The sequence below is a fragment of the Actinomadura rubteroloni genome (assembly GCF_002911665.1).
GTDB lineage: Bacteria > Actinomycetota > Actinomycetes > Streptosporangiales > Streptosporangiaceae > Spirillospora > Spirillospora rubteroloni.
Map to the genome: position 1 here is coordinate 143477 of NZ_MTBP01000003.1, position 11685 is coordinate 155161.

Genomic DNA, 11685 nt, shown 5'->3' on the forward strand with positions numbered 1-11685 from the left:
GCCGGTCAGGTCAGGACGCGCTGGGTGAACTTGCGCGCGGCGAGCCACGTCAGGAGGACGGTCCCGACGAGGATGACCGTCCCGTACACCCAGAAGTGCATGTGCTCGACGTTCGGGGTGAGCGCGGCGCGCAGCCCTTCGTTGAGGAACACCATCGGGTTGGCCAGCGAGACGATCTGGAGCCAGCGGACGTGCTCCAGCGCCGCCCACGGGTAGTACACGCAGCCGAGCATCGACAGCGGCATGAGGATGATGCCGAACAGCATCTGCGCCCGCTGCGGGTCGATGACGGTGCCGAGCAGCAGCCCGGCGGACGCCGACAGCAGCGAGCCGAACACGCACACGAAGATCAGCAGCGGCCAGTTGCTCACGTGGACGTCCGGGCCCTGCCCGCCCGCGTGCACGAACAGCACGCAGGGGAAGACCAGCAGCCCGGCGATGAGCGCCTGGAGCCCGCCGGCGGCGATCTTCTCGATGGCCAGCAGCGGGATCGGCAGCGGCGCGAGCGCCCGGTCGGTGATGGAGCGCTGCCAGTTCAGCTCCATCATCAGCGGGAACACGATCGCCATGATGCCCTGCATGAAGATCGAGGACCCGACGAGGCCGGGGACGAGGACGGTCGAGAACGTCGTCCCCCCGCCGCCGCCCGCGCCCCCGGACATGGCGCCGCCGCCGACCTTCGGCAGGACGTAGGCGAAGACGAACACGAACAGCAGCGGCTGGAGCAGGACGCGGACGAACGTCGCGACGAAGTTCTTGCGCAGCACCCGCACCTCGCGCGACAGCATCGCGACGAAGGTGCGGCCGATGGTGACCCGTACGGCGGGTTCGGAGTCGGCGGGGAGGTCGGTCGGGAGGGTGGAGGTCATGCGGAGGGCTCCTCTGGGGGGATCGGCGGCCGGGTCAGTCGCGGTAGTCCCGGCCGGTCAGGTTCAGGAAGACCGTCTCCAGGCTCGGCCGGAGCTGGGAGGCGTCGGTCACGTTCACGCCCGCGGCGGCGCCCGCCGAGACCAGCTCGCCGAGCAGGCCCTCGGGCGCGGTGGAGAACACGCGGACCTGGCCGCCGTTCACCTCCACCTTGGAGATCCCGGCGCGGTCGGCGAGGCCGTCGAGCTTGGCGGGGACGTCCCCGTCGTAGGACACGGTGATCACGGTGTCGGCGCCCGCGGAGTCCTTCAGCTCCGCGGCCGTCCCGCGCGCGAGGACCTCGCCGTGGTCCACGACGGCGAGCCGGTCGCACAGGACCTCGGCCTCTTCCATGTAGTGCGTGGTGAGCAGGATCGTCTGGCCCTGGGACTGCAGGTCGCGCAGCAGGTCCCACAGGTTGACGCGGTTTTGCGGGTCGAGGCCGGCGGTGGGCTCGTCCAGGAACAGCACCTCGGGCCGGTGGACGAGCGCGCGGCCGATCATGAGCCGCTTGGCCTGGCCGCCCGACAGCTCGAACGGGTTTCCGTCGCGCCGGTCGGTGAGGCCGAACAGTTCCAGCAGTTCGTCGGCGCGGCGCTTGGCGGCGCGCGGGCCGAGGCCGAAGAACCGGCCGCGGAACTCCAGGTTCTCGACGGCGGTCAGCTCGCTGTCGAGGGTGTTGTTCTGCGAGACCATGCCGATGCGGCGCTTGACCTCGACCGAGTCGTCCACGACGTCGAAGCCGCACACGCTCGCCTTGCCGGACGTCGGCTTGACGAGCGTGGTGAGCATCCCGATCGTGGTGGACTTGCCGGCGCCGTTCGGGCCGAGCAGGCCGAAGAACTCGCCGCGTCGGACGTCCAGGTCGATGCCGCGCACGGCGGGCACGTCGCCCTTGGGCCCGGAGTAGGTCTTGTGGAGATCCTCGGTTCTCACCGCGATCTCGGGGGTGGGGGTCACGTGCGCTCTCCGTTCGGGTCGGTGCAGTCGTCGAACTTGTCGATCAGCGCGAGCAGGAAGCGGCGGACGGCGGGTTCGTCCTCGGGCGGCACGACGTCGTAGAACTCCCAGATGTCGGGGCCCAGCTCCTTGATCGTCGCGGCGATGAGCCGTGAGCCGGCCTCGGTGATGTGCAGGCGCACGGCGCGGCGGTCGGCCTCGTCGCGGCGGCGTTCCACGTGCCCGTTGCGCTCCAGCGTGCCGATCACGGAAGTGGCGCTGGCCGGGGACGTCATGAGCCGGCGGGCGACCTCGCCGGCGCGCAGGCCGTCCTCGCTGTGCAGGATCCGCAGGACGAAGAAGCCCGCGGGGCTGACGCCGTGCCGCTCGATGAGCCGCCACATCATCGGCCCCGTCATGCGGGCCGCGGCGGCGAAGAGCCGCCCGATGGGCCACTCTTCGATCGGCCCCAGCTCCTCGGGAGCCCCGAGGCCCAGCTTGTTCACTTCCATGCCGAATATTCTTAGCCCCTTAATCTTTAGTGGTCAAATCTTTAGCTCCTTAAGCAATCTACTGGTGGGTTGCATGATCTTCCATGGCCATGCATACTCTTACTCGGACATTCGGGAGAGGGTGAGGCGCTGTGGGGATCCGGGCGGCGGTCGCGGGGGCCAGCGGGTACGCGGGCGGGGAGATCCTGCGCGTCCTTGCGGGCCATCCCGACTTCGAGGTCGGCACGGTCACGGCGGGCTCCAACGCCGGGACCGAACTCGGCGCGCACCAGCCGCACCTGCTCTCCCTCGCCGACCGGGTCCTGGCGCCGACGACGCCGGACGCGCTCGCCGGGCACGACGTCGTCTTCCTCGCGCTCCCGCACGGGCAGTCCGGGCCGCTGGCCGCCGACCTGCCCGCCGACGTCCTGGTCGTGGACTGCGGCGCCGACTTCCGCCTCGGCGACGCCGCCGACTGGGAGAAGTTCTACGGCAGCCCGCACGCCGGGACGTGGCCCTACGGCCTGCCCGAGCTGCCCGGACGGCGCGACGTCCTGCGCGACGCGCGCCGCATCGCCGTCCCCGGCTGCTACCCGACCGCCGTGAGCCTCGCGCTGTTCCCCGCGTTCGCCGCCGGGATCGTGGAGCCCGACGTCGTGGTCGTCGCCGCGTCCGGGACGTCCGGCGCCGGCCGGGCCGCCAAGCCGCACCTGCTCGGCAGCGAGGTCATGGGCTCGGTCTCGGCGTACGGCGTCGGCGGCGTCCACCGGCACACGCCCGAGATGACGCAGAACCTCGCCGCCGTCGCCGGCCGGCCCGTCCGGGTCTCCTTCACCCCGACGCTCGCCCCGATGAGCCGCGGCATCCTCGCGACCTGCGTCGTGCCCGTCCGGCCCGGCGTCACCGCCGCCGCGCTGCGCGCCGTCTACGCCGACGCCTGCGACGGCGAGCCGTTCCTGCACCTGCTGCCCGAGGGGCGGTGGCCCGCGACCGCGATGACGCTCGGCGCCAACACCGCCCTGCTCCAGGTCGCGCTGGACGAGACGGCCGGACGCGTCGTCGTCGTGTGCGCCATCGACAACCTCGCCAAGGGGACCGGGGGTGGCGCGGTGCAGTGCGCCAACCTCGCCCTGGGCCTCCCCGAAACCGCAGGACTCACCACGATCGGAGTGTCCCCGTGAGCGTCACCGCCCCTTTCGGGTTCCGAGCCGCCGGCGTCGTCGCCGGGCTGAAGGACAGCGGAGCCCGCGACCTCGCCCTCGTCGTCAACTACGGACCGTCCCGCGCCGCCGCCGGGGTCTTCACCCGCAACCGCGTCAAGGCGGCGCCGGTCCTGTGGACCGAGCAGGTGCTGAAGGGCGGACGCGTCCACGCCGTCGTGCTGAACTCCGGCGGCGCGAACGCCTGCACCGGCACGGCCGGCTTCCAGGACACCCACGCCACCGCGGAGAAGGCCGCCGAGCTGCTGGGGGAGTCGGCCGGGGAGATCGCGGTCTGCTCCACCGGGCTGATCGGCGAACGGCTCCCGATGGACCGGCTGCTGCCGGGCGTCGGCGCCGCCGTCGCCGCGCTGTCGCCCAACGTGGGCGGCCTGGACGCCGCCGACGCCATCCGCACCACCGACACCGTCGCCAAGATCGCGCACCGGCAGGGGACGGGCGGCTACCGGATCGGCGGCATGGCCAAGGGCGCGGGGATGCTCGCCCCGTCGCTGGCGACGATGCTCTGCGTCCTCACCACCGACGCCGACCTGGACGCCGCCGCCCTGGACCGGGCGCTGCGCGCGGCGACCGGCGCCACCCTGGACCGGCTGGACGCCGACGGCTGCCTGTCCACCAACGACACCGTCCTGCTGCTGGCGTCCGGATCGACGGGCATCACGCCCGACGAGGCCGAGTTCACCGCCCTGCTCACCGACCTGTGCCTGGACCTCACCCGGCAGCTCCTCGTGGACGCCGAGGGCGCGTCCAAGGCGATCGCGATCGAGGTCGTCGGCGCCGGCGCCGTCGCCGACGCCGTCGCCGTGGGCCGCGCGGTCGCCCGCAACAACCTCCTCAAGTGCGCGATCCACGGCGAGGACCCGAACTGGGGACGGGTCCTGTCCGCCGTCGGCACGACCGACGCGGTGTTCGAGCCCGACCAGCTCAACGTCGCGATCAACGGCATCTGGGTCTGCCGGGGCGGCGCCGTCGGCGACGACCGCTCCAAGGTGGACCTGCGCCCCCGCGACGTGACGATCACGGTGGACCTGGCCGCCGGGCCGCACAGCGCGACCGTCTGGACGACCGACCTCACGGCCGACTACGTCCACGAGAACTCGGCGTACTCGACATGAGCGCGATCTCGGGCGCGCGGATGCGCAGCAACCGGGCCGGGGTCCTGTCCAAGGCCGAGACGCTGATCAAGGCGCTGCCGTGGCTGGAGCGGTTCCACGGCACGACCGTCGTGATCAAGTACGGCGGGCACGCCATGAACGACGAGGAGCTGCGGCACTCGTTCGCCGAGGACATCGTGTTCCTGCGGTACGCGGGGCTGAAGCCGGTGATCGTCCACGGCGGCGGGCCGCAGATCAACGCGGCGCTGGCCGCCGCCGGGATCGAGTCCACCTTCACCGCCGGGCTGCGGGTGACGACGCCCGAGGCGATGGAGGTCGTCCGGATGGTCCTGGTCGGCCAGGTCGGCCGGGACGTCGTCGGGCTGATCAACCGGCACGGCGCGTTCGCCGTCGGCATGTCCGGCGAGGACGCCAACCTGTTCACCGCCGAGCGCAAGCAGGCGATCGTGGACGGCGAGCCGGTCGACATCGGCCAGGTCGGCGAGATCGTCGAGGTGCAGGTCGGCGCGGTGCGGGCGCTGCTGGACGACGGGCGCGTCCCGGTCGTGTCCAGCGTCGCGCGCGGCGACGACGGCGAGGTCTACAACGTCAACGCCGACACCGCCGCCGCCGCGCTCGCCGTCGCGCTGGACGCCGCCAAGCTCGTCGTCCTCACCGACGTCGAGGGCCTGTACGCCGACTGGCCCGACAGCGACGACGTCATCGACAACCTGACCACCGACGAGCTGGCCGTGCTGCTGCCCGGCCTGACGTCGGGGATGGTCCCGAAGATGGAGGCGTGCCTGCACGCCGTCCGGGGCGGGGTGCCGCAGGCGCACGTGCTGGACGGGCGCGTCCCGCACTCCCTGCTGCTGGAGATCTTCACCGACGAGGGCGTCGGGACCATGGTCCTGCCCAGCCCGTCCGGCCCGCCCGGCCCGAAGGAGGACTCGTGACCAACGCCGATCTCCGGAGCCGGTTCGCCGACGTGTTCATGCCGAACTACGGCGTTCCGCCCGTCGCGCTGGTGCGCGGCGAGGGCGCCCGCGTCTGGGACGCCGACGGCACCGAGTACCTCGACCTCATCGGCGGCATCGCGGTGTCGTCGCTCGGGCACGGTCACCCGGTGCTGGCCGCCGCCGTCGCCGAGCAGGCCGCACGGCTCGCCCACACCTCGAACCTGTTCGTCAACGAGCCGTCGGTGCGGCTCGCCGAGCGGCTGGTCGCGCTGGCCGGCGGGGACGCGCGGGTGTTCCTCGCCAACAGTGGCACCGAGGCCAACGAGGCCGCGCTCAAGATCGCGATCAAGTACGGCAAGGCGAACGGGCGGCCGTACGTCGTCGCGACCGAGAACGGCTTCCATGGGCGGACGCTAGGCGCGCTGTCGCTGACCGGCAAGCGCTCGATCCGCGACCCGTTCGGGCCGTTCGCGCTGGACGTCCGGTTCGTCCCGTACGGGGACGCCGACGCCCTGCGCGCCGCCGTCACCGACCAGTGCGCCGCCGTCTTCCTGGAGCCCACGCAGGGCGAGGCGGGCGTCGTCCCGCCCCCGGCGGGCTACTTCACCGCCGCCCGGGAGATCTGCGACGCGACCGGCGCGCTGCTGGTCGCCGACGAGATCCAGTCCGCGATCGGCCGCACCGGCGCCTGGTTCGCCTGGCAGCACGAAAACACCCGGCCGGACGTGCTGACGCTGGCCAAGGGGCTCGGCGGCGGGCTGCCCGTCGGGGCGTGCCTGGCGTTCGGCGCGCACGCCACGACGTTCGCCAAGGGCGACCACGGCAGCACCTTCGGCGGCAACCCGGTCGCCGCCGCCGCGGCCCTCGCCGTCCTGGACACCATCGAGCGCGACGGGCTCCTCGCGCACGCGGCGGCGGTCGGCGACACCCTCGCCGCCGGGATCGCGGCCGTGGACCACCCGCTGCTCGCGGGCGTCCGGGGCCGGGGCCTGTGGCGGGCGCTGGTCCTCACCGGGCCCGCCGCGCCCGCCGTCGAGGCCGCCGCCCGCGACGCCGGATTCCTCGTCAACGCCGTCCAGGCCGACGCGGTCCGGCTCGCCCCTCCGCTGATCCTCACCGACGCGCAGGCCCGGTCCTTCACGGCGGCCCTCCCCGCCGTCCTGGACGCCGCGCAGAAAGCGAGCTGAGCGCATGTCCCCGAAGGTCCGCCACTTCCTCCGCGACGACGACCTCACCCCCGCCGAGCAGGCCGACGTCCTCGACCTCGCCGCCGCGCTGAAGAAAGACCGGTTCGCCCGCCGTCCGCTGGACGGCCCCCGGTCCGTCGCCGTGCTGTTCGACAAGCCGTCCACCCGCACCCGCGTGTCCTTCGCCGTCGGGATCGCCGAGCTGGGCGGGCACGCGCTGATCATGGACGCCGGGTCCAGCCAGCTCGGCCGGGGCGAACCGATCTCCGACACCGCGCGGGTCCTGGAGCGCCAGGTCAGCGCGATCGTCTGGCGGACGGCCGGGCAGGAGCGCATCGAGGAGATGGCCGCCGGGACGACCGTGCCCGTCGTCAACGCCCTCACCGACGAGTTCCACCCGTGCCAGATCCTCGCCGACCTCCAGACCGTCCGCGAGGAGTTCGGCGACCTCGCCGGGCGCACCCTCGCCTACTTCGGCGACGGCGCCAACAACATGGCGCACTCCTACCTGCTCGGCTGCGCGACCGCCGGGATGAACGTCCGGATCGCCGCGCCCGAGGACCTGCCGCCCGACCCCGCCGTCGTGGACCGCGCCATCGCCATCGCCGCCGGGACCGGCGGATCGGTGACCGTCACGGCCGACGCCGAGCAGGCCGCAGCCGGGGCCGACGTCCTCGCGACGGATACATGGGTGTCGATGGGTCAGGAAGGCAAGGACACGAGCCGGTACGAGCCGTACGCTGTGGACGAGGCACTGCTCGCGTCCGCCGCGCCCGGCGCGGTGGTCCTGCACTGCCTGCCCGCCTACCGCGGCAAGGAGATCGCCGCGACCGTCCTGGACGGCCCCCGCAGCCGTGTCTGGAACGAGGCGGAGAACCGGCTGCACGCCCAGAAGGCGCTGCTGACCTGGCTCCTGGAGAGATCGACATGACCACGCCGATGACCAAGGCCGCCCGGCACGCCAAGGTGATCGAACTGCTCGGCCGCCATCCGGTCCACTCGCAGCCCGAGCTGGCCCGGCTCCTCGGCGACGCCGGGCTGGAGGTCACCCAGGCGACCCTGTCGCGCGACCTGGTCGAGATCGGCGCCGTCCGGCTGCGGGCCGACGACGGCAGTCTCGTCTACGCCGTCCCGGGCGAGGGCGGCGACCGCATCCGCCGCGCCCGCACCGGCTCCACCGAGTCGTTCACCGGCCGGCTCACCCGGCTCGCCGCCGAACTGCTGGTGTCGGCCGAGGCGTCGGCGAACCTCGTGATCGTCCGGACGCCGGCCGGTGCCGCGCAGTACCTCGCGTCGGCCATCGACCACGCCGAATGGCCGTCGATCCTCGGCACCGTCGCCGGCGACGACTCGATCCTCGTCATCGCCCGCGACCCCGACGGCGGCGCGGACCTGGCGAACGCGCTGCTGCGGCTCGCGGCCGGACGCGAACGACGAAGTTAGGGGCGCCCCGCCCCCGGCCCCCGCAGCCACACCCCGTCCACACCGAACCTTCGTCATGGGAGAAGCACCAGCATGAGCGAGCGCGTCGTTCTCGCGTACTCCGGCGGCCTGGACACCTCGGTCGCCATCCCGTTCCTCGCCGAGCAGACCGGGGGCGAGGTCGTCGCGGTCGCGGTCGACCTCGGCCAGGGCGGCGAGGACCTGGAGACCATCCGCAAGCGGGCGCTGGCCTGCGGCGCCGTCGAGGCCGTCGTCATCGACGCCCGCGAGGAGTTCGCCGCGGACTTCTGCTTCCCGGCCCTGCGCGCCAACGCCCTCTACATGGACCGCTACCCGCTCGTGTCGGCGCTGTCGCGGCCCCTGATCGTCAAGCACCTCGTCGCGGCGGCCAAGACGTTCGGCGGGACGGTCGTCTCGCACGGCTGCACCGGCAAGGGCAACGACCAGGTCCGCTTCGAGGCCGGGCTGTCGGCCCTGCACCCCGAGCTGAAGGTCATCGCGCCCGCCCGCGACTACGCCTGGACGCGCGACAAGGCCATCGCGTTCGCCGAGGACAAGGGCCTGCCGATCGACGTGTCGGCCAAGTCGCCCTACTCCATCGACCAGAACCTGTGGGGACGCGCGGTCGAGACCGGCTTCCTGGAGGACATCTGGAACGGGCCGGTCGAGGACCTGTACTCCTACACCGCCGACCCGGCCGAGCCCCGCGAGGCCGACGAGGTCGTCATCACGTTCAAGGGCGGCGTCCCGACCGCGCTGGACGGCCGCGCCCTCACCCCGTTCCAGATCGTGGACGAGCTGAACCGCCGTGCGGGCGCCCAGGGCGTCGGCCGCATCGACATGGTCGAGGACCGGCTCGTCGGCATCAAGAGCCGCGAGGTGTACGAGGCGCCCGCCGCGATCGCGCTGATCACCGCGCACATGGAGCTGGAGAGCGTCACCGTCGAGCGCGACCTCGCCCGCTTCAAGCGGTCGGTGGACCAGCGCTGGGGCGAGCTGGTCTACGACGGCCTCTGGTTCTCGCCGCTGAAGGACGCGCTGGACGCGTTCATCGCCGACGCGCAGCGGCACGTGTCCGGGGACGTCCGCCTCACCCTGCACGCGGGCCGGGCCGTGGTGACCGGACGCCGCAGCGACGCGTCCCTCTACAGCTACGACCTCGCCACCTACGACACCGGCGACACCTTCGACCAGAGCCTCGCCAAGGGCTTCGTCGAACTGTGGAGCCTGCCCACCAAGATCGCCTCGATGCGGGACCGGGGCCAGGGCTGACGCGCCGCCGGGCGCCGCGGCCGGCGGCGCCCGGTTTTGCGCAACCGCACCGCGGGGGTGTAAGCCCTGCGGGGAGAACGTACGAACCTGGGAAGAGGATTTTCGTGACCAAGGCACCGACGCGACTGTGGGGCGGCCGTTTCGAGGGCGGCCCGTCGGACGCGCTCGCGCGGCTCTCGGTGAGCGTCCAGTTCGACTGGCGGCTCGCCCCCTACGACCTGCTGGGCTCGCGCGCGCACGCCCGCGTGCTCAACCGGGCGGGGCTGCTCACCGACGACGAGCTGGCCCGCATGCTCGGCGCCCTGGACGACCTGGAGGCCGCCTGCCGCGCGGGCGAGTTCCGTCCCACCGTCGCCGACGAGGACGTCCACACCGCGCTGGAGCGGGGCCTGCTGGAGCGTCTCGGCCACCTCGGCGGCAAGCTCCGCGCCGGCCGCAGCCGCAACGACCAGGTCGCCACCGACCTGCGCCTCTACCTGCGCGACCACGCCCGCCAGATCGTGTCGCGCCTGGTCGAGCTGGAGACCGCGCTGATCGCGCAGGCCGAGCACAACCTCGGCGTCGCCGCGCCCGGCATGACGCACCTCCAGCACGCGCAGCCGGTGCTGTTCTCCCACCAGCTCCTCGCGCACGTCCAGCCGATCACCCGCGACATCGACCGGCTGCGCGACTGGGACCGCCGCGCGTCGGTGTCCCCGCTCGGCTCCGGCGCGCTCGCCGGGTCGTCGCTGCCGCTGGACCCGCAGGCCACCGCCGCCGAACTCGGCTTCGACGCCGCCGCGCCGAACTCGATGGACGCGGTGTCGGACCGGGACTTCGTCGCCGAGTTCCTGTTCGCCGCCGCGCTGATCGGCGTGCACCTGTCGCGGCTGGGCGAGGAGATCGTCCTGTGGGCCTCGCAGGAGTTCCGCTGGATCGAGATGGACGACACCTACGCCACCGGGTCGTCGATCATGCCGCAGAAGAAGAACCCCGACGTCGCCGAACTGGCGCGCGGCAAGGCGGGTCGGCTCATCGGGCATCTCGTCGGGCTGCTCACGACGCTCAAGGGCCTGCCGCTCACCTACAACCGCGACCTCCAGGAGGACAAGGAGGGCGCGTTCGACGCCGTCGAGACGCTGCTGCTCGTCCTGCCCGCGATGTCCGGGCTGATCGCGACGATGCGCGTCAACACCGAGCGGTTGGAGGCGCTGGCGCCCGAGGGGTTCGCGCTCGCCACCGACCTCGCCGAGCTGCTGGTCCGGCGCGGGGTGGCGTTCCGGGACGCGCACGAGGTCGTCGGCCACCTCGTCGTGTGGTGCCAGGTCAACGACAAGGACTTCGGCGACCTCACCGACGACGAGCTGGCCAAGGTGTCGCCGCATTTGACGCCGGACGTCCGGGAGGTCCTGAACGTGGCGGGCGCGCTGGCGTCCCGCAAGGCGTACGGGGGCACCGCGCCCGACCGCGTCCGCGAGCAGCTCGCGACGCTGCGCGGCCAGGTGGACGAGCACGCCGCCTGGGCCACCGGTTCCGACGATGGGCGATGACGGACGCGCCGCTGCCGCGTGCGTTCTTCGACCGTCCGGTGGAATTGGTCGCGCCTGATCTTTTGGGGCGTGTCCTCACGCACGACACGCCGTCCGGGACGGTCGCCGTCCGCGTCACCGAGACCGAGGCGTACGCGGGGCCGCTGGACCCCGCGTCGCACGCCTACCGGGGGCGGACGCCGCGCGTCGAGGTGATGTTCGGGCCGCCGGGACACGCCTACGTGTACTTCACGTACGGGATGCACTTCTGCGTGAACCTGGTGTGCGGGCCTCCCGGGACGGCGTCGGCCGTGCTTTTGCGCGCGGGCGAGGTGGTGGCGGGGGCGGAGACGGCTGCGGCGCGGCGGCTGCGGTCGTCCGCGCGTGACCTGGCGCGCGGGCCGGCGCGGTTGTGCCAGGCGCTCGGGATCGTCCGGGAGCACAACGGGCTGGACGTGTGCTCGGGTGGGCCGTTGCGGATCTCGTCCGGCGATTCGGCGCCCGCGTCGGTGCTGAGCGGGCCTCGGGTCGGGGTGTCGAGCGCCAAGGACGTGCCGTGGCGGTACTGGATCGAGGACGACCCGTTCGTCTCGCCGTACCGCGCGCACGTCCCGCGCCGCCGCCGTCCGGGCGCGGCGGGAAAGTCGGTACCGTGAAGACGCGTCC

The 11685-nt window shown here is 72.9% G+C and carries 12 protein-coding genes; 9 read left to right on the top strand and 3 right to left on the bottom strand.

The annotated features are described in order from the left end of the window. Window positions 1–5: 5 nt before the first annotated feature. From BTM25_RS22055 to BTM25_RS22065, 3 genes are read right to left on the bottom strand one after another with little or no spacing between them, the layout of a single operon-like run. Complete coding sequence (locus BTM25_RS22055) at window positions 6–869, bottom strand: ABC transporter permease (RefSeq protein WP_103564906.1); 864 nt, start codon at window positions 867–869, stop codon at window positions 6–8. A 34-nt stretch (window positions 870–903) separates the two neighbouring features. Next, the gene (locus BTM25_RS22060) at window positions 904–1866 is read right to left on the bottom strand and encodes an ABC transporter ATP-binding protein (protein WP_103564907.1); all 963 of its coding nucleotides are present in this window, start codon (window positions 1864–1866) and stop codon (window positions 904–906) included. Further along, window positions 1863–2357, bottom strand: coding sequence for a MarR family winged helix-turn-helix transcriptional regulator (locus tag BTM25_RS22065; protein WP_103564908.1), 495 nt, complete (start codon window positions 2355–2357; stop codon window positions 1863–1865). The genes BTM25_RS22060 and BTM25_RS22065 overlap by 4 nt, the downstream gene beginning before the upstream one ends. Before the next feature lie 131 nt (window positions 2358–2488). Here BTM25_RS22065 and argC point away from each other — a divergent pair, with 131 nt between their 5' ends. The 9 genes from argC to BTM25_RS22110 all read left to right on the top strand — a co-directional run bounded on the left by argC (window position 2489) and on the right by BTM25_RS22110 (window position 11675). Continuing rightward, window positions 2489–3517: an N-acetyl-gamma-glutamyl-phosphate reductase gene (gene argC, locus BTM25_RS22070; protein WP_103564909.1), complete on the top strand. Its 1029-nt coding sequence runs from the start codon at window positions 2489–2491 to the stop codon at window positions 3515–3517. Beyond that, the gene (argJ, locus tag BTM25_RS22075; RefSeq protein WP_103564910.1) at window positions 3514–4671 is read left to right on the top strand and encodes a bifunctional glutamate N-acetyltransferase/amino-acid acetyltransferase ArgJ; all 1158 of its coding nucleotides are present in this window, start codon (window positions 3514–3516) and stop codon (window positions 4669–4671) included. The genes argC and argJ overlap by 4 nt, the downstream gene beginning before the upstream one ends. A gap of 20 nt (window positions 4672–4691) precedes the next feature. After that, on the top strand, window positions 4692–5606 hold the full coding sequence (gene argB, locus BTM25_RS22080; protein ID WP_103565291.1) for an acetylglutamate kinase: 915 nt from the start codon (window positions 4692–4694) through the stop codon (window positions 5604–5606). After that, window positions 5603–6796: an acetylornithine transaminase gene (locus BTM25_RS22085; protein WP_103564911.1), complete on the top strand. Its 1194-nt coding sequence runs from the start codon at window positions 5603–5605 to the stop codon at window positions 6794–6796. Before argB ends, BTM25_RS22085 begins: the two co-directional genes overlap by 4 nt. A gap of 4 nt (window positions 6797–6800) precedes the next feature. Next, complete coding sequence (argF, locus tag BTM25_RS22090; protein ID WP_103564912.1) at window positions 6801–7727, top strand: ornithine carbamoyltransferase; 927 nt, start codon at window positions 6801–6803, stop codon at window positions 7725–7727. Continuing rightward, entirely contained in the window at window positions 7724–8239 is a 516-nt protein-coding gene (locus BTM25_RS22095) for an arginine repressor (protein WP_103564913.1), read from the top strand. The genes argF and BTM25_RS22095 overlap by 4 nt, the downstream gene beginning before the upstream one ends. A 72-nt stretch (window positions 8240–8311) precedes the next feature. Then, on the top strand, window positions 8312–9511 hold the full coding sequence (locus tag BTM25_RS22100; RefSeq protein ID WP_103564914.1) for an argininosuccinate synthase: 1200 nt from the start codon (window positions 8312–8314) through the stop codon (window positions 9509–9511). A gap of 104 nt (window positions 9512–9615) precedes the next feature. After that, on the top strand, window positions 9616–11040 hold the full coding sequence (argH, locus tag BTM25_RS22105) for an argininosuccinate lyase (protein WP_103564915.1): 1425 nt from the start codon (window positions 9616–9618) through the stop codon (window positions 11038–11040). Beyond that, the gene (locus BTM25_RS22110) at window positions 11037–11675 is read left to right on the top strand and encodes a DNA-3-methyladenine glycosylase (RefSeq protein ID WP_103564916.1); all 639 of its coding nucleotides are present in this window, start codon (window positions 11037–11039) and stop codon (window positions 11673–11675) included. The genes argH and BTM25_RS22110 overlap by 4 nt, the downstream gene beginning before the upstream one ends. Window positions 11676–11685: the final 10 nt, after the last annotated feature.